General features: G+C 69.4%; 26 protein-coding genes and 1 pseudogene. 25 read left to right on the top strand and 2 right to left on the bottom strand.

Translation table 11 applies throughout. The features are described from left to right. Nucleotides 1–2: 2 nt before the first annotated feature. Nucleotides 3–332, bottom strand: a complete 330-nt coding sequence (locus AWC03_RS25470; protein WP_085243464.1) for a hypothetical protein — start codon at nt 330–332, stop codon at nt 3–5. A gap of 33 nt (nt 333–365) precedes the next feature. On the opposite strand from AWC03_RS25470, the gene hisN reads away from it, so the two are divergent. From hisN to AWC03_RS25455, 3 genes are all read left to right on the top strand, one after another. Further along, the gene (hisN, locus tag AWC03_RS25465; protein WP_085243463.1) at nt 366–1,154 is read left to right on the top strand and encodes a histidinol-phosphatase; all 789 of its coding nucleotides are present in this window, start codon (nt 366–368) and stop codon (nt 1,152–1,154) included. Between the two features lie 78 nt (nt 1,155–1,232). Beyond that, entirely contained in the window at nt 1,233–2,639 is a 1,407-nt protein-coding gene (locus tag AWC03_RS25460; RefSeq protein WP_085243462.1) for an acyl-CoA dehydrogenase family protein, read from the top strand. A gap of 33 nt (nt 2,640–2,672) precedes the next feature. Then, nucleotides 2,673–3,878: an acyl-CoA dehydrogenase family protein gene (locus AWC03_RS25455; RefSeq protein ID WP_085243461.1), complete on the top strand. Its 1,206-nt coding sequence runs from the start codon at nt 2,673–2,675 to the stop codon at nt 3,876–3,878. On the opposite strand, the gene AWC03_RS25450 is transcribed toward AWC03_RS25455, so the two are convergent. After that, nucleotides 3,871–4,728: an oxidoreductase gene (locus AWC03_RS25450; RefSeq protein WP_085243460.1), complete on the bottom strand. Its 858-nt coding sequence runs from the start codon at nt 4,726–4,728 to the stop codon at nt 3,871–3,873. The two genes, AWC03_RS25455 and AWC03_RS25450, sit on opposite strands and share 8 nt — an antisense overlap. 22 nt (nt 4,729–4,750) lie before the next feature. Between AWC03_RS25450 and AWC03_RS25445 the strand changes: the two genes are divergently transcribed. The 22 genes and pseudogenes from AWC03_RS25445 (at nt 4,751) to nuoI (ending at nt 25,622) form a co-directional block, all read left to right on the top strand. Further along, nucleotides 4,751–5,749, top strand: coding sequence for an acrylyl-CoA reductase family protein (locus AWC03_RS25445; protein ID WP_085243459.1), 999 nt, complete (start codon nt 4,751–4,753; stop codon nt 5,747–5,749). 22 nt (nt 5,750–5,771) lie between these two features. Next, nucleotides 5,772–6,743, top strand: coding sequence for an NADPH:quinone oxidoreductase family protein (locus AWC03_RS25440; RefSeq protein WP_085243458.1), 972 nt, complete (start codon nt 5,772–5,774; stop codon nt 6,741–6,743). Nucleotides 6,744–6,921: 178 nt separating this feature from the next. Next, nucleotides 6,922–8,025 carry a homogentisate 1,2-dioxygenase gene (locus tag AWC03_RS25435; protein ID WP_085243457.1) on the top strand — a complete coding sequence of 368 codons (1,104 nt, stop codon included), beginning with the start codon at nt 6,922–6,924 and terminating at the stop codon, nt 8,023–8,025. 2 nt (nt 8,026–8,027) lie between these two features. Next, the gene (locus AWC03_RS25430) at nt 8,028–9,218 is read left to right on the top strand and encodes an alpha/beta hydrolase family protein (RefSeq protein ID WP_085243456.1); all 1,191 of its coding nucleotides are present in this window, start codon (nt 8,028–8,030) and stop codon (nt 9,216–9,218) included. After that, nucleotides 9,215–10,420: a CaiB/BaiF CoA transferase family protein gene (locus tag AWC03_RS25425; RefSeq protein WP_085243455.1), complete on the top strand. Its 1,206-nt coding sequence runs from the start codon at nt 9,215–9,217 to the stop codon at nt 10,418–10,420. The genes AWC03_RS25430 and AWC03_RS25425 overlap by 4 nt, the downstream gene beginning before the upstream one ends. Continuing rightward, complete coding sequence (locus AWC03_RS25420) at nt 10,417–11,313, top strand: hydroxymethylglutaryl-CoA lyase (protein ID WP_085243454.1); 897 nt, start codon at nt 10,417–10,419, stop codon at nt 11,311–11,313. Before AWC03_RS25425 ends, AWC03_RS25420 begins: the two co-directional genes overlap by 4 nt. Continuing rightward, nucleotides 11,313–11,939, top strand: coding sequence for a TetR/AcrR family transcriptional regulator (locus AWC03_RS25415; protein WP_085243453.1), 627 nt, complete (start codon nt 11,313–11,315; stop codon nt 11,937–11,939). The genes AWC03_RS25420 and AWC03_RS25415 overlap by 1 nt, the downstream gene beginning before the upstream one ends. Nucleotides 11,940–11,949: 10 nt before the next feature. Next, on the top strand, nt 11,950–13,194 hold the full coding sequence (locus tag AWC03_RS25410) for an acyl-CoA dehydrogenase family protein (protein WP_085243452.1): 1,245 nt from the start codon (nt 11,950–11,952) through the stop codon (nt 13,192–13,194). Next, the gene (locus tag AWC03_RS25405) at nt 13,191–14,180 is read left to right on the top strand and encodes a phosphotransferase family protein (RefSeq protein WP_085243451.1); all 990 of its coding nucleotides are present in this window, start codon (nt 13,191–13,193) and stop codon (nt 14,178–14,180) included. The genes AWC03_RS25410 and AWC03_RS25405 overlap by 4 nt, the downstream gene beginning before the upstream one ends. Continuing rightward, a complete protein-coding gene (locus AWC03_RS25400) occupies nt 14,177–14,524 on the top strand; it encodes a DUF6285 domain-containing protein (RefSeq protein WP_085243450.1) in 348 nt (115 codons plus the stop codon). The genes AWC03_RS25405 and AWC03_RS25400 overlap by 4 nt, the downstream gene beginning before the upstream one ends. Before the next feature lie 67 nt (nt 14,525–14,591). Next, nucleotides 14,592–14,987: pseudogene (locus AWC03_RS27690) on the top strand (nuclear transport factor 2 family protein); the annotation flags it as partial. Nucleotides 14,988–15,008: 21 nt separating this feature from the next. After that, complete coding sequence (locus AWC03_RS27685) at nt 15,009–15,545, top strand: YceI family protein (RefSeq protein ID WP_211279288.1); 537 nt, start codon at nt 15,009–15,011, stop codon at nt 15,543–15,545. A 30-nt stretch (nt 15,546–15,575) separates the two neighbouring features. Then, entirely contained in the window at nt 15,576–15,989 is a 414-nt protein-coding gene (locus AWC03_RS25390) for an Rv3143 family two-component system response regulator (RefSeq protein ID WP_085243449.1), read from the top strand. A gap of 272 nt (nt 15,990–16,261) precedes the next feature. After that, a complete protein-coding gene (locus AWC03_RS25385) occupies nt 16,262–16,639 on the top strand; it encodes an NADH-quinone oxidoreductase subunit A (RefSeq protein ID WP_085243448.1) in 378 nt (125 codons plus the stop codon). A 7-nt stretch (nt 16,640–16,646) separates the two neighbouring features. Continuing rightward, entirely contained in the window at nt 16,647–17,201 is a 555-nt protein-coding gene (locus AWC03_RS25380; protein WP_003874821.1) for a NuoB/complex I 20 kDa subunit family protein, read from the top strand. Beyond that, the gene (locus tag AWC03_RS25375) at nt 17,198–17,923 is read left to right on the top strand and encodes an NADH-quinone oxidoreductase subunit C (protein WP_085243447.1); all 726 of its coding nucleotides are present in this window, start codon (nt 17,198–17,200) and stop codon (nt 17,921–17,923) included. Before AWC03_RS25380 ends, AWC03_RS25375 begins: the two co-directional genes overlap by 4 nt. Further along, nucleotides 17,923–19,260: an NADH dehydrogenase (quinone) subunit D gene (gene nuoD, locus AWC03_RS25370; RefSeq protein ID WP_085243446.1), complete on the top strand. Its 1,338-nt coding sequence runs from the start codon at nt 17,923–17,925 to the stop codon at nt 19,258–19,260. Before AWC03_RS25375 ends, nuoD begins: the two co-directional genes overlap by 1 nt. Further along, entirely contained in the window at nt 19,257–20,015 is a 759-nt protein-coding gene (gene nuoE / locus AWC03_RS25365; RefSeq protein WP_085243445.1) for an NADH-quinone oxidoreductase subunit NuoE, read from the top strand. Before nuoD ends, nuoE begins: the two co-directional genes overlap by 4 nt. Then, nucleotides 20,012–21,352, top strand: coding sequence for an NADH-quinone oxidoreductase subunit NuoF (gene nuoF, locus AWC03_RS25360; RefSeq protein ID WP_085243444.1), 1,341 nt, complete (start codon nt 20,012–20,014; stop codon nt 21,350–21,352). Before nuoE ends, nuoF begins: the two co-directional genes overlap by 4 nt. 82 nt (nt 21,353–21,434) lie before the next feature. Next, a complete protein-coding gene (locus AWC03_RS25355; protein ID WP_244275523.1) occupies nt 21,435–23,810 on the top strand; it encodes an NADH-quinone oxidoreductase subunit G in 2,376 nt (791 codons plus the stop codon). 11 nt (nt 23,811–23,821) lie between these two features. Continuing rightward, nucleotides 23,822–25,084 carry an NADH-quinone oxidoreductase subunit NuoH gene (nuoH, locus tag AWC03_RS25350; RefSeq protein WP_167542800.1) on the top strand — a complete coding sequence of 421 codons (1,263 nt, stop codon included), beginning with the start codon at nt 23,822–23,824 and terminating at the stop codon, nt 25,082–25,084. Beyond that, nucleotides 25,077–25,622 carry an NADH-quinone oxidoreductase subunit NuoI gene (gene nuoI / locus AWC03_RS25345; RefSeq protein WP_085243441.1) on the top strand — a complete coding sequence of 182 codons (546 nt, stop codon included), beginning with the start codon at nt 25,077–25,079 and terminating at the stop codon, nt 25,620–25,622. The genes nuoH and nuoI overlap by 8 nt, the downstream gene beginning before the upstream one ends.

Raw genomic sequence — 25,622 nt, 5'->3', positions numbered from 1 at the left:
CGCTACACCGGGGGCGGCTCGGCCGGCGCCATCCTCCAGTTGTCCGGATTCTTCGGCGAATACACCACCGGGAACAACTGGCCCATGGTCGGCCAGTGGTCGACGTCGACCGCCATGCGCTGATACACCGCATGCTCGCTGACGGTGGGTCCGTTGATCACCCCGGCGATGGTGACGAACTGTTCACCGGTGGCCTCCGGCCGCGGGCTCACCCCGGTCACCAGCAGCGTGCCGTTGAGCAGTTCACCGCGGGGACCGCGAGGGAGGAACCGCTGGGCCAGGAACACCGCCAGGACGGCCACCAGCAGGATCAGCACACCGAATTCCCACACGCCGCCATGGTAGGGCCGTGATAGGACTGCGTCATGAGCCGGGACGATTTGACGTTGGCACTAACGCTGGCCGACCGCGCGGACGCGCTGACCTCCGCCCGGTTCGGGGCGCTCGACCTGCGTGTTGACACCAAACCCGACCTGACGCCGGTCACCGACGCGGACCGCGCGGTCGAGATCGGGCTGCGCGAGGTGCTGGGACGCGAACGACCGCACGACAGCATCGTCGGCGAGGAGTTCGGCGGAACCACCTCCTTCACCGGAAGGCAGTGGATCGTCGACCCCATCGACGGCACCAAGAACTTCGTACGGGGGGTGCCGGTCTGGGCCAGCCTGATCGCGCTGCTCGAAGACGGGCTGCCCACGGTCGGCGTCGTCAGCGCACCCGCGCTGCAGCGGCGCTGGTGGGCGGCGCGGGGCCAGGGCGCCTTCGTCTCGGTCGACGGCGCACCGCCCCGCCAGCTGGCGGTTTCCACTGTGGCACAACTGGATTCGGCCAGCCTCTCATTCTCCAGCCTGTCCGGCTGGGCGCAGCGCGGACTGCGCGAGCGCTTCCTCGCGCTGACCGACGCGGTGTGGCGGGTGCGCGCCTTCGGCGACTTCCTCTCCTACTGCCTGCTGGCCGAGGGCGCCGTCGACATCGCCGCCGAGCCCGAGGTGTCGGTGTGGGACCTCGCCGCCCTCGACATCCTGGTGCGCGAGGCGGGCGGGAACCTGACCGGGCTCGACGGCATCGCCGGGCCGCACCGCGGCAGCGCCGTGGCGACGAACGGGCCGCTGCACGCGCCGGTGCTCGGCATCCTCGCCGGTGCTGTGAATTAGTTAACAGGTGTTCTCGGTGATCTTACTCCGGAGTAAGATAGGGTTATCCGCATCGCCCCAACAGCAGAGGCTGCCGACATGACCGACACTCGTTCCGGTTCACCACAAACGCCCAAATCCGCCCGCTCACGCAAGCGCAAAGACCGGCAGAGCGGGATCGGGCTGCAACCGCACAAGCGCACGGGCGTTGACATCGCCATCGCGCTGCTCACCCCGCTGATGGGGCAGGAGTTCCTGGACAAATACCAACTGCGCGACCCCGTCAACCGCGGCCTGCAGTACGGCACGAAGACGATCTTCTCCACGGCCGCCGCGGCGTCCCGGCAGTTCAACAGGCTGCAGAACCTGCGCGGGGGGCCGACCCGGCTCAAGTCGAGCGGCAAGGACTACTTCGACCTGACACCAGACGACGACCAGAAGATGATCGTCGAGACGCTCACCGAATTCGCCGAGGAGGTGCTGCGGCCCGCGGCTCACGACGCCGACGAGGCGGCGACCTACCCGCCCGATCTGATCGCCAAGGCCGCCGAGTTGGGCATCACCGCGATCAACATCCCCGAGGACTTCGACGGCATCGCCGCCCACCGCTCCAGCGTCACCAACGTGCTGGTGGCCGAGGCGCTGGCCTACGGCGACATGGGTCTCGCGCTGCCGATCCTGGCCCCCGGCGGCGTGGCCGCCGCGCTGACCCACTGGGGCAGCGCGGACCAGCAGGCCACCTACCTGCACGAGTTCGCCGGCGAGAACGTGCCCCAGGCCTGCGTCGCGATCGCCGAGCCGCAGCCGCTGTTCGACCCCACCCGCCTGGCGACCACCGCGGTGCGCACCCCGAGCGGCTACCGCCTCGACGGTGTGAAGTCGTTGGTCCCGGCGGCGGCCGACGCCGAGCTGTTCATCGTCGGGGCGCAACTCGACGGCAAGCCGGCGCTGTTCATCGTCGAGTCGTCGACGAAAGGCCTTACCGTCAAGGCGGATCCGAGCATGGGCTTGCGCGCGGCGGCCCTGGGCCACCTGGAGCTGTCCGGCGTGACGGTACCGCTGACCGCGCGGCTCGGCGAGCACGAGGCAACCGATGACGACTACTCGGAGGCGATCGCGCTGGCCCGGCTGGGCTGGGCGGCGCTGGCGGTGGGCACCTCGCACGCGGTGCTCGACTACGTCGTCCCCTACGTCAAGGAGCGCGAAGCCTTCGGCGAGCCGATCGCCCACCGCCAGGCCGTCGCCTTCATGTGCGCCAACATCGCCATCGAGCTCGACGGGCTGCGGCTGATCACCTGGCGCGGCGCGGCCCGCGCCGAGCAGGGCCTGCCCTTCGTTCGCGAGGCGGCGCTGGCCAAGCGGCTCGGCACCGACAAGGGCATGCAGATCGGCCTCGACGGCGTCCAGCTGCTCGGCGGCCACGGCTTCACCAAGGAACACCCGGTCGAGCGCTGGTACCGCGACCTGCGGGCCATCGGCGTGGCCGAGGGTGTCGTCGTCATCTAAGTCGTTTCGTCAACTCAAGCCGAAAGATCAATCATGGCAATCAATCTCGAACTGCCCCGCAAGCTGCAAGCGGTGGCCGTCAAGACCCACCAGGGTGCCGCCGAGCTGATGCGGCCGATCGCCCGCAAGTACGACCTCTCCGAGCACGCTTACCCCGTCGAGCTCGACACGCTGTACAACCTGTTCGCGGGCGCGTCGGAATCGCTCGAATTCGCCGGGGCCGACAAGCTGGGCGACGAAAACCAGGACCGGGACCAAAACCACAACGGCGCCAACATGGCCGCGCTGCTGCAGACCTTGGAGGCCTGCTGGGGCGACGTCGCGATGATGCTCTCGGTGCCCTATCAGGGCCTGGGCAACGCGGCCATCTCCGCCGTCGCCACCCCGGAGCAGCTGGAGCGCCTGGGCAAGGTCTGGGCGGCGATGGCGATCACCGAACCCGGCTTCGGCTCCGACTCGGCGGCGGTGTCGACCACCGCCAAGCTGGACGGCGACGAGTACGTGATCAACGGCGAAAAGATCTATGTCACCGCCGGCTCGCGCGCCACCCACATCGTGGTGTGGGCCACGCTGGACAAGTCACAGGGGCGGGCGGCGATCAAGTCGTTCATCGTTCCCCGCGAGCACCCCGGGGTCACCGTCGAACGGCTCGAGCGCAAGCTCGGCATCAAGGGCTCCGACACCGCGGCGATCCGGTTCGACAACGTCCGCATCCCCAGGGAGAACCTGCTCGGGAACCCGGAAATCGAAGTCGGCAAGGGCTTTTCCGGCGTCATGGAGACCTTCGACAACACCCGTCCCATCGTGGCCGCCATGGCGATCGGGGTGGCCCGCGCCGCCCTGGAGGAAATCCGCAAGATCCTCACCGAGGCCGGGGTGGAGATCTCCTACGACAAACCGTCGCACGCCCAGAGCGCCCCGGCCGCCGAGTTCCTGCGGATGGAGGCCGACTGGGAGGCCGCCTACCTGCTGGCGCTGCGGGCGGCCTGGCAGGCCGACAACAAGATCCCCAACTCCAAAGAGGCCTCGATGAGCAAGGCCAAGGCCGGCCGCATGGCCAGCGACGTCACCCTCAAGTCCGTCGAATTGGCCGGCACCGCAGGCTATTCCGAGCAATCGATGCTGGAAAAGTGGGCCCGCGACTCCAAGATCCTCGACATCTTCGAGGGCACCCAGCAGATTCAGCAGCTGGTGGTCGCCCGGCGCCTGCTGGGCCTGTCGTCGGCCGAGCTCAAGTAGCGATCGCGTCCAGCCGCTCGCGGGTGTCGTCGTCGAGCTGGATGGAGGCGACGTCGAGGTTCTCCTCCAGGTGGCGCACCGACGAGGTGCCGGGGATCAGCAGCACGTTGGGCGCCACGCTCAGCGTCCACGCCAGCGCGACCTGCGCCGGCGTCCGCCCGAGCCGCTCGGCGGCCTCGACCACCAGTTCGTGGGTGAGCACGGGATTCGGCTGGATGAAGGCCGCCCCCAGCGGGAAGAACGGAACGAACGCGATACCCCGCGCCGCGCACTCGTCCAGGACGGGCCGCGATGACCGGTCGACGAGATTGAAAGCGTTTTGTACACAGGCGATTTCGGTGCAGTCCAGGGCGTGCAGCAGGTGTTCGCGGTTGACGTTGCTCAGCCCGACGCCGCCGATCAGCCCGTCGTCGCGCGCTTGGATCATGACCGAAAGCTGGTCGTCGAAGAGCTGATCCGGGCCGTCGCTTTCGAACACGCGCAGGTTGACCGCGGCCAACTGGTCGACGCCGAGCGCGCGCAGGTTGGTCTCAATGTCGCGGCGCAGGTCGGCGGGGTCGTCGACCGGCAGCCAGCCGCCGCGGTCGTCGCGGCGCCCGCCGACCTTGCTCACCAGGGCCAGGTTCTCCGGGTACGGATGCAGCGCCTCGCGGATCAGCTCGTTGGCCACGTCGGGGCCGTAGAACTGGGCGGTGTCGATGTGGTCGACGCCGAGTTCGACCGCCCGCCGCAGCACCGCCAGCGCCTCGTCGCGGTCCCGCGGCGGGCCGAACACGTTCGGGCCCGGCAACTGCATGGCGCCGAAGCCCACCCGGGAGACCGAAAAGCGACCGAGTGGAAAGGAATCCATACGGTGAGGTTAGCGTCGAGGGATGGACACGTTTCAAGCGCTCGTCGCTCGGGAAGATGGTGACCGGATCACCGCGTCGGTCGAGACGCTGAGCCACTCGGACCTGCCGCCCGGCGAGGTGACGATCCGGGTCCTGTATTCGAGCGTCAACTACAAGGACGCGCTGGCGCTGACCCCGCGCGGCGGCGTGGTGCGCAGCTACCCGGTGGTGCCCGGCATCGACCTGACCGGCGAGGTCGTCGAGTCCGGGTCACCCGACTTCACCGTCGGCGAGCAGGTGCTGGCCCACGGATACCAGATCGGCACCGGCCACCACGGCGGCTACGCCGAATACGCGCGGCTGCCGGCCGACCAGGTCGTCGCGCTCGGGGCGTTGAGCCCACGGGAGGGCGCCGCGATCGGCACCGCCGGCTTCACCGCCGCGATGAGCGTGCAGGCGCTGATCGACTGGGGCGTCCAGCCCGGCGCCGGGCCGGTGGTGGTCACCGGGGCCTCCGGCGGCGTCGGCTCGGTCAGCGTGGACCTGCTGGCCGCCGCGGGCTATCGGGTGGTCGCCTCGACCGGCAAGGAGTCGGCGGCCGGGCTGCTGAAAGAGCTTGGCGCCGCGGACGTTATCGGCCGGCTGCCGGAGGACCCCGACGCCAAGCCGCGGCCGTTGGCCAAGGCGCGCTGGGCGGCCGCGGTGGATTGCGTGGGCGGCGCGACGCTGGCCGACGTGCTGAGCGCCGTCGACTACGGCGGGGCGGTGGCCTGCAGCGGCCTGACGGGTGGTCCGGCTTTGCACACCACGGTGATGCCGTTCATCCTGCGCGGCATCGCGCTGTTGGGGATGGACTCGGTGCAGATGCCGATCGACCGGCGTCGCAAACTGTGGGCGCTGCTGGGCGATTCGCTGCGGCCCCGCCATCTGGACTCGCTCACCAGCGACGTCGACGTCAGGGACGTGGTCGATGTGCTGGACCAGGTGCGCGCCGGCAAGTTCACCGGGCGTGCGGTGGTGCGGGTGGCCGGCGGATTTTGAGCCGGCAGTAGGCTGTCCGACCATGCGAGCTGCACGGGTGACCCGGCTGGACGGGCCGGACGCGATAGAGGTGGCCGAGGTCGACGAACCGTCGGGTGACGGCGTGGTCGTCGACGTGTACGCCGCCGGCGCCGCCTTCCCCGACGCGCTGCTGACCCGCGGCCTCTATCAATACCGCCCCGAACCGCCGTTCGTGCTGGGAGCCGAGATCGCCGGCGTGGTGCGCTCGGCGCCCGACGGCGCGCACGTTTCGGCCGGCGACCGGGTCGTCGGGCTGACGATGCTGTCCGGGGGCATGGCCGAGGTCGCGATCGTGGCGCCCGACCGGGTGTTCAAGCTGCCCGACAACGTGAGCTTCGAGGCGGGCGCCGGCCTGCTGTTCAACGACCTGACCGTGTACTTCGCCCTGACGGTGCGCGGCCGGCTGGCCCGGGGCGAGACGGTGCTGGTGCACGGCGCCGCCGGCGGCATCGGGACGTCGACGCTGCGGCTGGCGGGGCTGCTCGGGGCGTCGCGCACCATCGCGGTCGTCAGCACCGGAGCCAAGGCGGACGTCGCGAGCGCCGCCGGGGCCACCGATGTGGTGCTGGCCGACGGGTTCAAGGACGCGGTCAAGGAGCTGACCGGCGGGCGCGGCGTCGACATCGTGCTCGACCCGGTCGGCGGCGACCGGTTCACCGATTCGCTACGCTCGCTCGCCCCGGGGGGCCGGCTGCTGGTCGTCGGCTTCACCGGCGGTGACATCCCGACGGTCAAGGTGAACCGGTTGCTGCTCAACAACATCGACGTGGTGGGCGTGGGCTGGGGCGCGTGGACCGCGACGCATCCGAACGCGTTGGCCGAGCAGTGGGCGGGCCTCGAGGAGCTGCTCAGCTCGGGCCGGCTGGCGGCCCCCAACCCGGAGGTCTACCCCTTGGCGGAGGCCGCCGCCGCGGTGGCGTCGCTGGAGAACCGCACCGCCAGAGGCAAGGTCGTGGTGCGCGTCCGCGACTGACGCGATGGGCCGCGCCGGCGGCTCCTGGTCATGTGGCCTTCGCAGGATTTGATAGCGCGGGCGATATCAAATCCGGTAAGCCGGGCCTGGTCGGCGGATCCGCCCACCCTTGTGCGCGCCCGAAACAAAAAGTAATGTCACTTTCAGTTTTGTCCGTCGCCCGAACCGGGGGTCAGCCATGGAATCCTTCGTCCACCTGCGAAGAGGCCGGACACCGCGACGCCTGCACGCCGATCTCGACGGCCTCAAGGACGACGAGCTGGGCCGGGGCGGGTTCACCGGCCGCACCGCCAACCTCTACCGCCGCCATGACCCGACCGCCTACCGGTCGGCCGGACCGCTGCGCCCGATCGACGTGCTGGCCGGCGAGCTCAAGCCCGGCGACGCCACCGACGCCCGCGGCGGTCCCCTGCTGATGTTCGACAACGCCGACTGCCGAATCCTGTTGAGCCGCCGACACGAGCCGATGCCGTTCTACACCCGCCATGTCGACGGCGACCTGCTGTGCTTCGTCCACCGGGGCGCGGGCCTGCTGGAAACCGAGTTCGGCCCGCTGCGCTATTCCGACGGCGACTGGGTCTACCTGCCGAAGGCGTGCACCTGGCGTCAGCTGCCGGACAGCGAGACGACCCTGCTCATGGTCGAGGCGGCCGACGAGTTCCGGGTGCCGCCGCCCGGACCGCTGGGCCGCCACTTCCCCTTCGACCCGTCGCAGGCCATCATCCCCGAGCCAGCGCCGATCGACGACGACGGCCGCGACGAGTACGAGGTCCGGCTCGTCCACCGGCCCATTCACGATGAGGGCACGACAACGCTCTTCTACCAACACAATCCGCTCGACGTCGAGGGCTGGCGCGGCGACAACTTCGCGTTCACCTTCAACATCGCCGACTACAACGTCGTCACCTCCGACAGCGTCCACCTGCCTCCGACGGTGCACTTGTTCATGCAGGCCACCGGCGTCTACGTGATGAACTTTCTGCCCAAGCCGGCCGAAGGCGTGCAGGGCACCGAGCGCACGCCGTGGTATCACCGCAATGTCGACTATGACGAGATCGCCTTCTTCCACGGCGGCTCGCTCTACGGCATCCCGATGCCGCCCGGACTGATTTCCCATGCGCCGCAAGGCGTTCACCACGGCGCACCGGAGAAGGCGCGGGAACGGGCGCGCCGCAAGTTCGACGAGTACACCCGCGTCGATTGGCAAGTGATCGCCGTCGACACCCGCCGGCGACTGAACCCGTCGGCCGAGGTGCTGGCGCACGACCTAGGACAACACTGACCATGACGAAACGCCACGAATACGAGCGAATCCCCTATCTTGTTGCCTTCCAGAACAATTCCGGCGTCCGCGACGTGTACGGCGGCCTGGCCGAGATCACCGTGCTGGAGAGCTACCTGCTCAAGCCGAACGACAAGCCGTCGGACACCGTGCTGGTGTTCATGCACCCGATCGGCGGCGGCGCCTACCTGCCCATGATCAACGCGCTGGCCCGGGCCGGCCACCACGTCATCTACTGCAACAGCCGCTTCCGCGGCACCGACTCCGCGCTGCTGATGGAGAAGGTGGTCGAGGACCTCGGCGAGTGCATCAAGGACGCCAAGAAGCGGCTGGGCTATCAGAAGGTGGTCCTGGCGGGGTGGAGCGGTGGCGGCTCGCTGTCGATGTTCTACCAGCAGCAGGCCCAGCACCCGACCATCACGTCGAGCCCGTCCGGCGACGGCCCCGACCTGACCGCCCTGGACCTGATCCCCGCCGACGGCATCATGCTGCTGGCGGCGCACATCAGCCGGCACGGCACGCTGACCGAATGGCTCGACGCGTCGATCCTCGACGAAGCCGACCCCACCCAACGCGATCCCGAGCTGGACCTGTACAACCCGGACAACCCGAACCAGCCGCCCTACAACCAGGAGTTCCTGGCCCGCTACCGCAGCGCCCAGGTGGAACGCAACCGGCGCATCACCGCGTGGGTCAAGGACAAGCTCGCCGAGCTGAAGGCCGCCGGACGTCCGGACGACGAGTTCTGTTTCGTGGTGCACGGCACGATGGCCGACCCGCGATGGCTGGACCCCACCGTCGATCCCAACGAACGCACCCCCGGAACCTGCTACCTGGGGGATCCTCAGGTGGTGAACATGAGCCCGGTCGGGCTGGCGCGCTTCTCCACGTTGCGGGGCTGGCTCTCGCAATGGAGCTACGACGACGCCCGGGGCGACGGGGTCGCCTGCGGGGCCGACATCGCGGTCCCGGCGCTGGTGATCGGTAATCTGGCGGACGACGCCTGCACGCCCAGCCACACCCGGCGGCTCTTCGACGCGATCGGGCGCGATGACTCTCATGACAAGGAGATGCACGAAATCCCCGGCGCCACCCACTATTACGCGGGCCCCGACCAGCGCGACAAGCTGCGCGCGGCCGTCGACATCGTCACCGACTGGCTGGTCCGCCACGACTTCGCGGGCAAAGAGTGACGCCCGCCGGCCCGCTGGACGGGATCCGGGTGCTCGAACTCGGCACCCTGATCGCCGGGCCGTTCGCGGGCCGGCTGCTGGGCGACATGGGCGCCGACGTCATCAAGATCGAACCCCCCGGCGCCCCCGACCCGCTGCGCACCTGGGGCCAGGCGGAGGTCGACGGGGAGCACGTCTTCTGGACGGTGCACGCGCGCAACAAGAGGGCCATCACCCTCGACCTGCGCCGCCCGCGCGGCCGCGAGCTGTTCTGCGACCTCGTCGAGAAGTCCGACATCATCGTGGAGAACTTCCGCCCGGGGACGCTGGAGAAATGGGACCTGGGTTACGACCTGCTCAGCGCCCGCAATCCGGGCATCATCCTGGTTCGGGTGTCCGGCTATGGACAGACCGGGCCGGACGCCCACAAGGCCGGCTACGCCTCGGTGGCCGAGGCGGCCAGCGGGCTGCGACACCTCAACGGCTTCCCCGGCGGCCCGCCGCCCCGCCTGGCGCTCTCGCTCGGCGACACCCTGGCCGGGATGTTCGGCGCCCAGGGCGCGCTGGCCGCGCTGCACCGCCGCGGCGTCACCGGGCGCGGCCAGGTGGTGGACGTCGCGCTGACCGAATCCTGTTTGGCCGTCCAGGAATCCACCATCCCCGACTATGACGTCGGCGGCGTGGTGCGCGGACCGTCCGGCACCCGGCTCGAGGGCATCGCGCCGTCGAACATCTACCGCAGCGCCGACGGCTCGTGGGTGGTGATCGCCGCCAACCAGGACACCGTCTTCGCCCGGCTGTGCAAGGCGATGGGGCGCCCGGAACTCGCCACCGACGACCGGTTCGCCACGCACGTCGCGCGCGGGCGCAACCAGGACGAACTCGACAAGATCATCGGCGCGTGGGCCGCCGAGCGCCAGCCCGGTGACATCATCGAAACCCTCAGCGCCGCAGGGGTGATCGCCGGGCCCATCAACACGGTCGCCGAGGTGGTCAACGACCCGCAGTTGCGGGCCCGCGGCATGCTGGTCGAGCATTACGACGAGCGGGTGCGGCGCAACGTGCTGGGCCCCGGCGTCGTGCCCGTGCTCTCGGAATCCCCCGGCCGGGTCCGCGCGGCCGGGCCCGCCCGTCCCGGCCAGCACAACGACGAGGTCTACCTCGGGTTGCTGGGCAAGACCGGCGAGGAGCTCGAGGCGCTGCGGGCCGAGGGGGTGGTGTGAACACACACGTGACCATCCGTGAGGTGGCGCTGCGCGACGGGCTGCAGATCGAAGCGCCGATCCCGTTGTCGGCCAAGCTCGAGCTGCTGGCGGCGATCGCCGCCACCGGGGTGCGCGAGGTGGAGGCCACCGCATTCGTCTCGCCATCCAAGGTGCCGTCGATGGCCGACGCCGCCGAGCTCGCCGCCCACCTGCACGACTATCCCGACATCGAGTTCTCCGCCCTGGTGGCCAGCCCGAACGGGGCCAAGCGGGCCGTCGCGGCGGGGCTGCGCTCGGTCGAGTATGTGGTGGCCGCCGACGACACGTTCAGCAAGGCCAACGTCGGCCGGACCAGCGCCGAGGCCACCGGCCAGATCGACGAGATCGTCGCCATCGCGCACGGCAGCAACGTCACCGTCGAGGTGGTCATCGCCACCGCATGGGACTCCCCGTTCGAAGGCCCCACCCCGCCGCAGCGGGTGCTCGACATCGCCGCGGCCGCCCGCGACCGCGGCGTCGACCGCCTCTCGATCGCCGACACGATCGGCACCACCACCCCGGGACGCGTGAGTTCGCTGATCGCGCAATTGCGCCCGGTGATCGGCGACCTGCCGCTGGGCGGCCACTTCCACAACACCCGCGGCTCGGGGCTGGCCAGCGCCTACGCCGCGGTCAGCGCCGGGGTGACCCGGCTGGACGCGTCGGTCGGCGGCCTGGGCGGTTGCCCGTTCGCGCCGGGAGCCACCGGCAACATCGCCACCGAGGACCTGGTGTACCTGTTGGGCGACAGCGGCATCGGGGTCGACGTCGACCTGCAGGCCGCCATCGCCGCGGCCGGGGTGGCGAAGTCCGTCGTCGGGCACGACCTGCCGAGCGCGCTGCTGCGCGCCGGCGACCGGATGCGCAGCTGATGCCCGCTTCGGAGGCGCCGACCGCCAAGGGCCGCCAGACCAGGCAGGCCATCGAGCAGGCGGCCCGTAAGCTGTTCGCGGAGCGCGGTTTCCACGGCACGACCCTGGCCGACATCACCTCGGCGGCGGGCAAGTCGCCCGCGGTGTTCTACCGGTATTTCGCCGACAAGGAGGACCTGCTCGCCGCCCTCGCGGAGTCGTTCCTGCACGACGTCGTGACACCGTCGGGGCTGAGCCTGGAGCTACCCGACTCGCCGGACGACGACGCCTTCTTCACCGCGGTGGTCACCGGGTATTGGAACATGTTCAAACAGAACATCGGCATCATGATCGCGGTGGCGCAGCTGGCCGCCACCCAGCGCCGATTCGCGGCCGTGCAGAACGAATTCCGCCGCTTCGGCATGGACATCGTGGCCGCCTCGGTGCGCCGAGCCCAGGAGCAGGGCTACGGGACCGAGCTCGACCCGCAGCACACGGCGGCGGCCATCGCCCTGCTGTTCGAGAACTTCACCACCGTGTTCGTCGGCCCCTCCAACCTGGGCATCAAGATCAGCGACACCGACGCCATCGCCACCCTGTCGACGATCTGGAAGAAAACTCTCTACGGCAGCGGCAAGCAGACATAGGAGACAAACTGTGGATTTCACGCTCCCCGAACACCTTCCGGGCCTGCTCGCCGAGATGGACGAGTTCATCGAGGCGGAGATCAAACCCCTGGAGCGCGACCACATCCAGTTCTTCGACAAGCGCCGCGAACACGCCCGCACCGACTGGGACAACGACGGCATCCCCACGCGCGAGTGGGAAGACCTGCTCGCCGAGATGCGCAGGCGCGCCGACAGGGCGGGCTGGCTGCGCTACGGGCTGCCGTCGTCGCTGGGCGGCCGGGACGGCACCAACGTCGACATGGCCGTGATCCGGGAACACCTGGCGCACAAGGGTCTCGGCCTGCACAACGATCTGCAGAACGAGTCCTCGATCGTCGGAAACTTCCCGCAGGTGATCATGATGGAGCGGTTCGGCACCTCCGAGCAGCGCCGGTTGTGGTCCGAAGCGCTGATCACCGGGGAACGCTCGATGGCGTTCGGCCTGACCGAGCCGCAGCACGGCTCGGACGCCACGTGGCTGGAGACGCGCGCGCAGGCCGACGGCTCGGGCTCTGGGGGCTGGGTGATCAACGGCGCCAAGCGGTTCAACACCGGGGTGCACCGCGCGACCCACGACCTGGTCTTCGCCCGCACGTCCGGTGAGCCGGGCCAGGCGCGGGGCATCACGGCCTTTTTGGTGCCGACGGATGCGCCCGGCTTCGACGTCCCCTACTACTGGTGGACGTTCAACATGCCGACCGATCACGGCGAAGTCCTGCTGACCGACGTCCGGGTGCCCGCCGACGCGGTGCTCGGCGAGGTGGACCGCGGCCTGGAGGTCGCGCAGACGTTCTTGCACGAGAACAGGATTCGGCAGGCAGCCAGCAGCCTGGGCGCGGCGCAGTACTGCATCGACCGGGCCGCCGAATACGCCGGTCAGCGGACCGTCTTCGGCAAGCCGCTGTCGGTCAACCAGGCCGTGCAATGGCCGCTGGCCGAATTGCAGACCGAAGCCCAGATGGTGCGGCTGCTGGTGGCCTACGCCGCCTGGCACCTGGACCGGGACCACCACATGGAGGTCTCGGACAAGGTGTCGATGGCCAACTATCGTGCCAACCGGCTCGTCTGCGACGCCGCGGACCGGGCCATGCAGATCTTCGGCGGCCTGGGCTACAGCCGGCACGAGCCGTTCGAGCACATCTATCGGCACCACCGCCGCTACCGGATCACCGAGGGCGCCGAGGAGATCCAGATTCGCCGGGTGGCCCAGCGGCTGTTTAAGTTTGGCAAGTGACGTCGACCGAGGAGCTGGCCTCTCGACTCGCCGCCGAACTGGCGCCCGTCCTGGGCGCCGGGGTCGCGGTGGAGAACCTGCGCGCCCTGACCGGCGGCGCGAGCCGTTCCACGTGGGCGTTCGACGGCGTCACCGGCGACCGGCGCCGAGCGCTGATCCTGCGCATCGGCGCGCCCGACGACATGCACGCCGGCATGGAACTGGAGGCGAACGCCCAGGCCGCCGCGGCCGCCGCCGGCGCACCGGTCCCCCACGTCCTGATCGCCGATGATTCGCCTGCGGCCCTGGGCAATCCGTTTCTGATCTGCGACGAGGTGGCCGGCGAGACCATCGTCCGGCGCATTCAGCGTCAGCTCGACGCGGCGGGCGGCCAGCCGGCCCGCGCGGGGCTGCTGCGGCAGTGCGCGGACGCCCTGGCGGCCATCCACCGCGCCGACCCGCGCATCCCCGGCCTGGCCCACGAGGACCCGCTCACGCAGTGGCGCGAGCGGCTCGACGCCATGGGCGACACCACCGCCACCTTTGAATGGGCGTTTCGCTGGCTCGAGGCCCGCCGCCCGGAGCCTTCGGCCGACGTCCTGGTGCACGGCGACTACCGGATGGGCAACCTCATCGTCGACGGCGCCCGCCTCGCCGCGGTCCTCGACTGGGAGCTGGTGCACCGCGGCGACCCGTACGACGACCTCGCCTGGTTCTGCATCCGGGCCTGGCGCTCCGGCGCCCCGGCCAGCCTCGGCGCCGGCGGCCTCGGCAGCATCGAGAGCTTCCTTCGCGCCTACGAGCAGGCCGGCGGGACTAGCGTCGACCGGGTGGCGTTTCACTGGTGGCTGGTGCTGGCCACGCTGCGTTGGGGCGTCATCTGCCGCTACCAGGCGGAGCGGCATTTGACCGGCCAGTTCCGCTCGGTGGAGCTGGCCGCGATCGGTCGCCGGGTATGCGAGACGGAGTGGGACCTGCTCGACCTGCTCGACGAGGTGCCGGAGTGATCGGCCCGTACGGCCGTCCGCTCGCGGCCGAGCTGGTGGCCGCGGTGGCCGAATTCCTGGAGACCGACGTGCGGGCGGCGACCAGTGGGCAGGTCAACTTCCACGCCCGGGTGGCCGCCAACGCGTTGCGCATCGTCGAACGCGAACTGCTCGACGAGAGCGAGGCCGAGTCCGTCGCCGCGCTGGCCGACCTGGGGTTCGCCGACGAGGAAGAGCTGGCCACCGCGATACGGGCGGGTGAGCTGGACGGACGGGCCCGGGAGGTCATCGCCTGCCTGCGCACGCTGGTGCGGCGCCGGCTGGCGGCCGCCCACCCCGGATACGAAGCGGACGACGGCGAATAGCTCGGCGACGATGCGGGCCGTGCAGCGGCCCGAGGAGGAGCCGGGCCACCAGGAGAGGAGCGAGATCATGCCCGCTGCGAGCAAGGAAATCGTCGCCGACTCCGCCGATCGCCTGTTCACCGCGATCGAACAGGGTGACTTCGCGGCGGTCGAGCGGATGTGGAGCGACGACATCGCGGTCTGGCGCGTCGGCGCCCGCCGCGACCCCTCCAAGCCCGATGGCAAGGCCCGCGCGCTGCGGGTCATCGGCTGGTTCATCTCCGCGACCACCGAACGCCACTACGAGGTTCTCGATCGGCGGTTCTTCGACGGCGGCTTCGTCCAGCAGCACGTCCTGCACGCGACCGGCCATGCCGGCCAATCGATCTCGATGCGGGTCTGCATCGTGATCAGGGTGGGCGGCGACGGCCGGCTCGAGCGGATCGACGAGTACTTCGACCCCGCCGAGATCGCGCCACTGCTGGACACGAGAGATGGGGTGACGATGACGACTCTGGAAACACTGCTGAACGATCCCGACGTGGCCGGCGTGTGGAACCTCGTCCCGGACCGCTCGGCCATCACCTTCAAGATCCCGAACATGTGGGGCCTGCTGCGCGTCAAGGGCCGGTTCACCGAGTTCAGCGGCGACGGCCAACTGACGGGCAAGGGCGCGGTTTTCGGCCGCCTGGACATCCGCGCCGCATCCCTGGACACCGGGATCGGCCGCCGCGACAAGCACCTGCGCTCGGCGGACTTCTTCGACGTCGAGCGCTTCGGTGAGATCAGCGTCGTCGTCACCGGCGTGCAGCCGACCAAAGGCAACACCGGCGAACTGCGGGCCGCCTTCACCATCAAGGGCATCACCGCGCCGCTGCCCCTGACGGCCACGATCACCGAGCTCGACGACGGCTCGATCCGGATCGCGGCGGGAGCCAAGATCGAGCGCACCCAGTTCGACCTGGGCTGGAACCGGTTGGGCATGATCGGCTCGACGGCCACCGCGGGGGCCGAAGCCGTCTTCGCGCGGGCTGCCCAGTGAAGCCGGGGCGACACCAGTAGCATCTGCACCGTGTCGGACTCCAGCCCCGAATCCAGCGTCGCCCTGCGGATCCTGGTCTACAGCGATAACGCCAGAACCCGCGAACAAGTGATACGGGCATTGGGCAAGCATCTGCATCCGGATCTGCCCGAGCTGACCTACCTCGAGGTGGCGACCGCCCCGATGGTGGTCCGGCAGATGGACGAGGGCGGCATCGACTTGGCCATCCTGGACGGCGAGGCCACGCCCACCGGCGGCATGGGAATCGCCAAGCAACTCAAGGACGAACTCGCGACGTGCCCACCGATCGTGGTGCTCACCGGCCGCCCCGACGACGCGTGGCTGGCGAACTGGTCGCGCGCCGAGGCCGCCGTGCCGCATCCCCTCGATCCCATCGTGCTGGGCCGCACGGTGCTCGGACTGCTCCGCACCCCCACCCGCTAGGCCCTTCACCTGCGTTGATACCGCGACCGCCGGCCCACCGGCGACCGCGAAGCGTGCGCGCGTGCGCCGCGGGCCGCGCCCGGCGGCGAACCGCCCGGTTGCGGCCACCCAAAAACGAGGCGAATACCCCCACCCCGACAAAACACACCCGCCTTCGCGACGCTATGTTGTGAAGGTCACTGTGATCGCCCGCCGCCCGGGTACGTCACAGCAGCCCGGCCCCCCGCCCGGCCGCCGCACCGGCGACCCGTACGAGGAGATCTTGGAGCGAGTTGAACGTCTACATACCCATCCTGGTGCTCGGAGCGATCGCCGCGGCCTTCGCCGTGGGTTCGGTGGTGATCGCGAGCCTGGCCGGCCCATCGCGCTACAACAAGTCGAAGATGGCCCCCTACGAATGCGGCATCGAGCCCACCGAAACGGCGGTGAGTGGCCCGCATGCGACGCCCGGCCAGCGGTTCCCGGTGAAGTATTACCTGACCGCAATGCTTTTTATCGTCTTCGACATCGAAATCGTGTTCTTGTATCCCTGGGCGGTCAGTTACGACGCGCTGGGAACGTTCGCGTTGGTCGAGATGGTGGTGTTCATGCTCACGGTTTTCGTGGCGTACGCCTATGTGTGGCGCCGCGGCGGCCTGACGTGGGATTGAGGTAGACGTGGGTCTCGAAGAACAGCTGCCCGGTGGGATTCTGCTGTCGACGGTCGAGAAGGTGGCCGGCTATGTCCGCAAGAACTCCTTGTGGCCGGCGACGTTCGGGCTGGCGTGCTGCGCCATCGAGATGATGGCAACCGCCGGGCCGAGATTCGACATCGCGCGGTTCGGCATGGAGCGGTTCTCGGCGACGCCGCGGCAGGCCGACCTGATGATCGTTGCCGGGCGGGTGAGCCAGAAGATGGCGCCGGTGCTGCGGCAGATCTACGACCAGATGGCCGAACCGAAGTGGGTGCTGGCCATGGGCGTCTGCGCCTCGTCCGGCGGCATGTTCAACAACTACGCGATCGTGCAGGGCGTGGACCATGTCGTTCCGGTGGACATCTACCTGCCCGGGTGCCCGCCCCGGCCGGAGATGCTGCTGTACGCAATCCTCAAGCTGCACGAGAAGATTCAACAGATGCCGCTGGGCGTCAACCGGGAGACCGCCATCGCCGAAGCCGAGCAGGCGGCGCTGTCGGCCCGGCCCACCATCGAGATGCGCGGGCTGCTGCGATGAGCTCACCGGACCACGACCCCAAGGAAGCGGCGACCGAAGGCGGGGGGCCGCCCCGCGCCGACGGCGAGGTGATCGGCGTGCGGCGCGGCATGTTCGGCATCTCCGATTCCGGCGACACCACCGGCTACGGACGGCTCGTGCGGCAGATCGCCCTGCCGGGCGGCAGCCCCCGGCCCTACGGCGGCTACTTCGACGACGTGGTGGACCGGTTGGCCGGGGCGCTGGAGGCCGACGGTATCCAATTCTTTGACGCGATAGAGAAAGTCGTGGTTTATCGCGACGAACTGACGCTGGACGTGCGCCGCGAGAAGCTGGTGGCCGTCGCGCAGCGCCTCCGAGACGAGCCGGAGCTGCGTTTCGAGATGTGCCTGGGCGTCAGCGGGGTGCACTACCCCAACGAGACCGGCCGCGAACTGCACGCGGTGTACCCGCTGCAGTCGATCACGCACAATCGCCGCGTCCGCCTGGAAGTGGCTGTGCCGGATGGTGATCCGCACATCCCGTCGCTGTACGGGGTGTATCCGACATGCGACTGGCACGAACGCGAGACCTACGACTTCTTCGGCATCATCTTCGACGGACACCCATCGCTGACCCGCATCGAGATGCCCGACGACTGGCATGGCCACCCGCAGCGCAAGGACTATCCCCTCGGCGGCATCCCGGTGGAGTACAAGGGAGCGCAGATACCCCCGCCCGACGAGCGGAGAGCGTACAACTGATGAGCACAATCACTGACTCGACGCACGAGGGCGGCGCCTCGGAAGGCCCCGAGACCGTGTTGGTCGCGGGCGGCCAGGACTGGGACCAGATCGTCGACGCCGCCCGCAACGCGGACCCCGGTGAGCGGATCGTCGTCAACATGGGTCCCCAGCACCCGTCCACCCACGGGGTGCTTCGGCTGATCCTCGAGATCGAGGGCGAAACGGTCACCGAGGTGCGCTGCGGAATCGGCTACCTGCACACCGGGATCGAGAAGAACCTCGAATATCGGTACTGGGCCCAGGGGGTCACCTTCGTCACCCGAATGGATTACCTGTCACCGTTTTTCAACGAGACCGCGTACTGCCTGGGCGTGGAGAAACTGCTCGGCATCACCGACCAGATACCGGAGCGGGTCAACGTCATCCGGGTGATGATGATGGAGCTCAACCGGATCTCCTCGCATCTGGTCGCGCTGGCGACCGGCGGCATGGAACTGGGCGCCATGACCCCGATGTTCGTCGGTTTCCGCGGCCGCGAGATCGTCCTGACCCTGTTCGAGAAGATCTCCGGGTTGCGGATGAACAGCGCCTACATCCGGCCGGGGGGCGTCGCGCAGGACCTGCCGCCGGGCGCGGAGACCGACATCGCCGAAGCCCTCAAGCCGCTGCGCCAGGTGCTGCGCGAAATGGGCGATCTGCTCAACGAAAACGCCATCTGGAAGGCCCGCACCCAGGACATCGGCTACCTCGACCTGACGGGCTGCATGGCGCTGGGCATCACCGGCCCCATCCTGCGCGCCACCGGGTTGCCCCACGATCTGCGCAAGAGCGAACCGTACTGCGGATATGAAAACTACGAATTCGACGTGATGACCGCCGACACGTGTGATGCTTACGGGCGCTACATGATTCGCGTCAACGAGATGTGGGAGTCGATCAAGATCGTCGAGCAGTGTCTGGACAAGCTGAAGCCGGGCCCGATCATGGTCGAGGACCGCAAGATCGCGTGGCCGGCCGACCTGAAGGTGGGGCCGGACGGCATGGGCAACTCAGAAGAGCACATCGCCAAGATCATGGGCGGCTCGATGGAGGCCTTGATCCACCACTTCAAGCTGGTCACCGAGGGCATCAGGGTCCCCGCGGGCCAGGTGTACACCGCGGTGGAGTCGCCGCGCGGTGAGCTGGGCGTGCACATGGTGAGCGACGGCGGCACCCGGCCGTACCGGGTGCACTACCGGGACCCGTCGTTCACCAACCTGCAGTCGGTGGCCGCGATGTGCGAGGGCGGGATGGTGGCCGACCTGATCACCGCGGTCGCCAGCATCGACCCGGTCATGGGCGGGGTGGACCGGTGACCGGCCCGCAAGGACAGCCGGTCTTCCTCCGGCTCGGGCCGCCGCCCGAGGAGCCCAACGCCTTCGTCACCGAGGGTGCGCCGCAGACCTATTCGCCGGAGGTGCGGGCGCGGCTCGAGGTCGACGCCAAGGAGATCATGGGCCGCTACCCCAACAAGCGCTCGGCGCTGCTGCCGTTGCTGCACCTGGTGCAGGCCGAGGACTCCTACCTGACCCCCGCGGGATTGGAGTTCTGCGGCGAGCAGCTGGGGCTGACGGGCGCCGAGGTGTCGGCGGTGGCGAGCTTCTACACGATGTACCGCCGCGGACCCACCGGCGACTACCTGGTGGGAGTCTGCACCAACACGCTGTGCGCGATCATGGGCGGCGACGCCGTATTCGACGCCCTCAAAGAGCATTTGGGCATCGGCAACGACGAGACCACCCCCGACGGCTCGGTCACCCTGCAACACATCGAGTGCAACGCCGCCTGCGATTACGCGCCGGTGGTGATGGTCAACTGGGAGTTCTACGACAACCAGACGCCGGAGTCCGCGCGCGAGCTCGTCGACTCGCTGCGCTCCGGGCAGCCGAAGCCGCCCACCCGCGGCGCCCCGCTGTGCGCCTTCCGCGAGACCTCGCGCATCCTGGCCGGCCTGCCCGACCAGCGCCCCGACCAGGGCCAGGGCGGCGCGGGCGAGGCCACCCTGGCGGGCCTGAGGGTGGCCAAGGAACTCGGCATGGCCGCGCCGACCCCCCCGGCGGGCCGGTCATGACCAGCTCGCAGGCCACGCCGCTGACCCCGGTCATCAGCCGATTCTGGGACGACCCGCAGTCGTGGACGCTGGAGACCTACCGGCGCCACGACGGCTACGAGGCGATGAAGAAGGCGCTGGCGATGGCGCCCGACGACGTGATCGCCGCCGTCAAGGACTCCGGGTTGCGCGGGCGTGGCGGCGCCGGCTTCTCGACCGGGACGAAGTGGTCGTTCATCCCGCAGGGCGACACCGGAGCGGCCGCCAAGCCGCACTACCTGGTGGTCAACGCCGACGAGTCGGAACCCGGAACGTGCAAAGACATTCCGCTGATGCTGGCGACGCCGCACGTGCTCGTCGAGGGCGTCATCATCGCCGCCTATGCGATCCGGGCCAGCCACGCGTTCATCTACGTGCGCGGCGAGGTGCTGCCGGTGCTGCGCCGCCTGCAGAACGCGGTGGCCGAGGCCTACGCGGCCGGATACCTGGGCCGCGACATCAACGGCTCGGGCTTCGACCTGGAGCTGGTGGTGCACGCGGGGGCCGGCGCCTATATCTGCGGCGAGGAAACGGCGCTGCTCGATTCGCTGGAAGGCCGGCGCGGCCAGCCGCGGCTGCGGCCGCCGTTCCCCGCGGTGGCCGGGCTCTACGGCTGCCCGACGGTGATCAACAACGTCGAGACGATCGCCAGCGTGCCGTCCATCATCCTCAACGGCGTCGAGTGGTTCCGGTCGATGGGCAGCGAGAAATCCCCTGGCTTCACGCTGTATTCGCTGTCCGGGCACGTCGCCCGGCCCGGTCAGTACGAGGCCCCGCTGGGCATCACGCTGCGCGAGTTGCTCGCCTACGCCGGCGGGGTGCGGGCCGGGCACCGCCTGAAGTTCTGGACGCCCGGCGGGTCGTCCACCCCCCTGCTGACCGACGAGCACCTCGACGTCCCGCTGGACTACGAGGGTGTGGGCGGCGTCGGGTCGATGCTGGGCACCAAGGCGCTGGAGATCTTCGACGAGACCACCTGCGTGGTGCGCGCGGTGCAGCGCTGGACGTACTTCTACAAGCACGAATCGTGCGGCAAGTGCACGCCCTGCCGGGAGGGCACCTTCTGGCTGGACCAGATCTACGAGCGGCTGGAAAGCGGCTCAAAAACCAACCCAGCCACCACCGAGGACATCGACAAGCTGTTGGACATCTCGGATTCGATCTTGGGAAAGGCGTTCTGCGCGTTGGGAGATGGGGCCGCCAGCCCGGTGATGTCGTCGATCAAGTACTTCCGCGACGAATACGTGGCTCACGTCGAAGAAGGCGGCTGCCCGTTCGACCCCCGGGACTCCATGCTGACGCCCAACGGAAAGGCTTGACGCGCCCATGACCCAGGCGGCCAAAACCGAGACCGGCGACCCCAAGGACGGCCCCGAGAAAGACGGGGCGCGTCCGCCGGACATGGTGACGTTGACCATCGACGACAACGAAATCAGCGTGCCCAAGGGCACATTGGTGATCCGCGCGGCCGAGCTGATGGGCATCCAGATCCCCCGGTTCTGCGACCACCCGCTGCTCGAGCCGGTCGGAGCGTGCCGGCAGTGCCTGGTCGAGGTCGAAGGACAGCGCAAGCCGATGGCTTCGTGCACCACCGTCGCCACCGACGACATGGTGGTGCGCACCCAGCTCACGTCGGAGGCCGCCGACAAGGCCCAGCACGGCGTGATGGAGCTGTTGCTCATCAACCACCCGCTGGACTGCCCGATGTGCGACAAGGGCGGCGAGTGCCCGCTGCAGAACCAGGCGATGTCCAACGGCCGAGCCGATACTCGCTTCACCGATGTCAAGCGCACCTTCGCCAAGCCGATCAACATCTCCGCCCAGGTGCTGCTGGATCGCGAACGCTGCATCCTGTGCGCCCGCTGCACGCGGTTCTCCGAGCAGATCGCCGGGGACATCTTCATCGACATGCAGGAGCGCGGTGCCCTGCAGCAGGTCGGCATCTACGCCAATGAGCCGTTCGACTCGTACTTCTCCGGCAATACCGTGCAGATCTGCCCGGTGGGCGCGCTGACCGGAACCGCCTACCGCTTCCGGGCCCGCCCCTTCGACCTGGTGTCCAGCCCCAGTGTCTGCGAGCACTGCGCGTCGGGATGCGCCCAGCGCACCGACCACCGGCGCGGCAAGGTGCTGCGGCGGCTGGCGGGCGACGACCCCGAGGTCAACGAGGAATGGAACTGCGACAAGGGCCGGTGGGCGTTCACCTACGCGACGCAGCAAGACGTCATCACCACTCCCCTGATCCGCGACGCCGACGGCGAGCTGGTGCCCGCCTCGTGGTCGCACGCGATGGCGACGGCGATCCGGGGCCTCGACGCGGCCCGCGGGCGCACGGGAGTGCTGGTCGGCGGCCGCGCCACCCTGGAAGACGCCTACGCCTACTCCAAGTTCGCCCGAATCGTGTTGGACAGCAACGACATCGACTTCCGCGCCCGCCCGAGCTCGGCCGAGGAGGCCGATTTCCTGGCGTCGCGGATCGCCGGCCGGCGTGACGTCAGCTACGCGGATCTGGAAACGGCGCCGGTGGTGTTGCTCGTCGGCTTCGAACCGGAGGACGAGTCGCCCATCGTGTTCCTGCGGCTGCGCAAGGCCGCGCGCAAGCACCGGCTGCCGGTGTACGCGGTCGCGCCGTTCGCCACCCGGGCGCTGGAGAAGATGTCCGGACGGCTCATCCCCACCGCCCCCGGGGCCGAGGCGGCGGCGCTGGACGGGCTGGCCACCGGTGAGGTGGGAGACCTGCTGTGCACCGCCGGCGCGGTCATCATGGTCGGCGAACGCCTGGCCACGGTGCCCGGCGGGTTGTCCGCCGCCGCCCGGCTGGCCGACGCCACCGGGGCGCGGCTGGCCTGGGTGCCGCGGCGGGCCGGCGAGCGCGGCGCGCTGGAGGCCGGCGCGCTGCCCGCGCTGCTGCCGGGCGGCCGCCCGCTCGACGACGAGACCGCCCGCGCCCAGATCGCCGCGGCGTGGAACGTGTCCGAACTGCCCTCGGGCGCCGGGCGGGACGTGGCCGGCATCCTGGCCGCCGCGACAGACGGAACGCTGGGCGCCCTGCTGGTCGGCGGTGTGGAACCCGATGACTTCCCGGACCCCGAAGCCGTGCTGGCCGCGCTCGATGCCGCGGGCTTCGTGGTCAGCCTGGAGCTGCGGCACAGCGCCGTGACCGAGCGCGCCGACGTGGTGTTCCCGGTCGCGCCGACGACGCAGAAGGCCGGGGCCTTCGTCAACTGGGAGGGCCGCTATCGCCCGTTCGGGCCGGCGCTGCACGGCAGCACCCAGCGGGCCGGCCAATCCGACCACCAGGTGCTCGACGCGCTGGCCGACGAGATGGGCGTCTACCTGGGGCTGTCGACCGCCGAAGCGGCCCGCGCCGAACTGTCCTCGCTGGGTACCTGGGACGGCAACTGGGCCGCCGGGCCCGCTGTCCCGACGCCGGAGCCGGCCCAAGCCGGGAACCGGCCCGAAAAGGGACAAGCGGTGCTGGCCGGCTGGCGGATGCTGCTGGACAACGGCCGGATGCAGGACGGCGAGCCGCATCTCGCCGGGACCGCACGCAAGCCGGTGGTGCGGCTGTCGGCCGACACGGCCGCCGAGATCGGCGCCGCCGACGGTGACGCGGTCACCGTCAGCACGCCGCGCGGATCGATCAGCCTGCCGCTGGTCATCACCGACATGCCCGACCGGGTGGTGTGGCTTCCGCTGAACTCGCCGGGCTGTGCCGTGCACCGGCGGCTGGGTGTAACGCTGGGCAGCACAGTGCAAATCGGAGTGGGATCATGACGACGAACTCCTTGACCGCCTTCGGACACGACACCTGGTGGCTGGTGCTGGGCAAGGCGCTCGCCATCTTCGTGTTCCTCATGCTCAACGTGCTGGTCGCGATCCTGCTCGAACGCAAGATCCTGGGCTGGATGCAGCTGCGGCCCGGCCCCAACCGGGCCGGACCGTGGGGCACCCTGCAGAGCCTGGCCGACGGAATCAAGTTGGCGCTCAAGGAAACCATCACCCCGGGCGGCGTCGACAAGTTCGTCTACTTCGCGGCCCCGGTGATCTCCACCATCCCCGCGTTCACCGCCTTCGCCTTCATCCCGTTCGGCCCGGTGGTGTCGGTGTTCGGCCACCGCACACCGCTCCAGCTCACCGACCTCCCCGTCGCGGTCCTGTTCATCCTGGGGCTTTCGGCGATCGGGGTGTACGGCATCGTGCTGGGCGGCTGGGCGTCGGGGTCCACCTATCCGCTGCTGGGCGGCGTCCGCTCCACCGCCCAGGTCATCTCCTACGAGGTGGCGATGGGCCTGTCGTTCGCGGCGGTGTTCCTCTACGCCGGCACCATGTCGACGTCGCAGATCGTCGCCGCCCAGGACCGGGTCTGGTACGTGTTCCTGCTGCTGCCGTCGTTCGTGATCTACCTGATCTCGATGGTCGGCGAAACCAACCGCGCGCCATTCGATTTGCCCGAAGCCGAGGGTGAGCTGGTCGCCGGGTTCCACACCGAGTACTCGTCGCTGAAGTTCGCGATGTTCATGCTGGCCGAATACGTCAACATGATGACGGTGTCGTCCCTGGCGACGGCCCTGTTCTTCGGCGGTTGGCACGCGCCGTGGCCGATCAACATGTGGGCGGGCGCCAACACCGGGTGGTGGCCGGTGCTGTGGTTCACCGCCAAGATGTGGACCTTCCTGTTCATCTACTTCTGGCTGCGCGCCAGCCTGCCGCGGCTGCGCTACGACCAATTCATGGCGCTGGGCTGGAAGCTGCTGATCCCCGCCTCGCTGGTCTGGGTGCTGATCGCGGCGGTGATCCGCACGCTGCAGAACCAGGGGTATGCGCACTGGACCCCGGTGTTGGTGGTCAGCAGCATCGTGTTCGCCACGGCGCTGCTGCTGTTGCTGCGAAAACCGTTCGCGACGCCCGGCATTCGCGCGCTGGAGCGCCAGCTGCGCCGCCAGGCCAAACAGCTGCCGGCCGGACAGGCCTCCACACCGGTATTCCCGACACCGCCGCTGCCGATGAAGTCCCTGGCGGCCGCGAGCAAGGAGAAAGCACATGGCTAGGTTCCTGGACGCCGTGGCCGGATTCGGCGTGACGTTCGGATCGATGTTCAAAAAGAACGTCACCGAGGAGTATCCGGAGAAGCCGGGCCCCGTCGCGCCGCGCTACCACGGCCGCCACCAACTCAACCGCTACCCCGACGGCCTGGAGAAATGCATCGGCTGCGAGTTGTGCGCCTGGGCCTGCCCGGCCGACGCGATCTACGTCGAGGGCGCGGACAACACCGAAGAGCTGCGGTACTCGCCGGGTGAACGCTACGGCCGGGTCTATCAGATCAACTACCTGCGCTGCATCGGCTGCGGCCTGTGCATCGAGGCCTGCCCGACCCGGGCGCTGACGATGACCAACGACTACGAGCTGGCCGACGACAACCGCGCCGACCTGATCTACGAGAAGGACCGGCTGCTGGCGCCCCTGCTCCCCGAGATGACCGCGCCGCCGCACCCCCGGACACCCGGCGCCACCGACAAGGACTACTACCTGGGCAATGTCACCGCCGACGGCCTGCGCGAACACCAGAAGGCCGGAGACTCCCGGTGA

Origin of the sequence: Mycobacterium europaeum, from assembly GCF_002102155.1 — a bacterium.
GTDB lineage: Bacteria > Actinomycetota > Actinomycetes > Mycobacteriales > Mycobacteriaceae > Mycobacterium > Mycobacterium europaeum.
The sequence above is the reverse complement of the archived record's forward strand: the minus strand, read 5'-3'. Positions and strand labels throughout refer to the sequence as shown.

What these genes read in the sequence shown, in the direction of transcription:
- AWC03_RS25435 (WP_085243457.1), top strand. Translation starts at nt 6,922, where the DNA reads ATGGAATCCTTCGTCCACCTGCGAAGAGGCCGGACACCGCGACGCCTG.
- AWC03_RS25440 (WP_085243458.1), top strand. Translation starts at nt 5,772, where the DNA reads ATGCGAGCTGCACGGGTGACCCGGCTGGACGGGCCGGACGCGATAGAG.
- AWC03_RS25445 (WP_085243459.1), top strand. Translation starts at nt 4,751, where the DNA reads ATGGACACGTTTCAAGCGCTCGTCGCTCGGGAAGATGGTGACCGGATC.
- AWC03_RS25455 (WP_085243461.1), top strand. Translation starts at nt 2,673, where the DNA reads ATGGCAATCAATCTCGAACTGCCCCGCAAGCTGCAAGCGGTGGCCGTC.
- AWC03_RS25430 (WP_085243456.1), top strand. Translation starts at nt 8,028, where the DNA reads ATGACGAAACGCCACGAATACGAGCGAATCCCCTATCTTGTTGCCTTC.
- AWC03_RS25415 (WP_085243453.1), top strand. Translation starts at nt 11,313, where the DNA reads ATGCCCGCTTCGGAGGCGCCGACCGCCAAGGGCCGCCAGACCAGGCAG.
- AWC03_RS25460 (WP_085243462.1), top strand. Translation starts at nt 1,233, where the DNA reads ATGACCGACACTCGTTCCGGTTCACCACAAACGCCCAAATCCGCCCGC.
- AWC03_RS25450 (WP_085243460.1), bottom strand. Translation starts at nt 4,728, where the DNA reads ATGGATTCCTTTCCACTCGGTCGCTTTTCGGTCTCCCGGGTGGGCTTC.
- AWC03_RS25355 (WP_244275523.1), top strand. Translation starts at nt 21,435, where the DNA reads ATGGTGACGTTGACCATCGACGACAACGAAATCAGCGTGCCCAAGGGC.
- nuoF (WP_085243444.1), top strand. Translation starts at nt 20,012, where the DNA reads ATGACCAGCTCGCAGGCCACGCCGCTGACCCCGGTCATCAGCCGATTC.
- nuoD (WP_085243446.1), top strand. Translation starts at nt 17,923, where the DNA reads ATGAGCACAATCACTGACTCGACGCACGAGGGCGGCGCCTCGGAAGGC.
- AWC03_RS25375 (WP_085243447.1), top strand. Translation starts at nt 17,198, where the DNA reads ATGAGCTCACCGGACCACGACCCCAAGGAAGCGGCGACCGAAGGCGGG.
- nuoI (WP_085243441.1), top strand. Translation starts at nt 25,077, where the DNA reads ATGGCTAGGTTCCTGGACGCCGTGGCCGGATTCGGCGTGACGTTCGGA.
- AWC03_RS27685 (WP_211279288.1), top strand. Translation starts at nt 15,009, where the DNA reads ATGACGACTCTGGAAACACTGCTGAACGATCCCGACGTGGCCGGCGTG.
- hisN (WP_085243463.1), top strand. Translation starts at nt 366, where the DNA reads ATGAGCCGGGACGATTTGACGTTGGCACTAACGCTGGCCGACCGCGCG.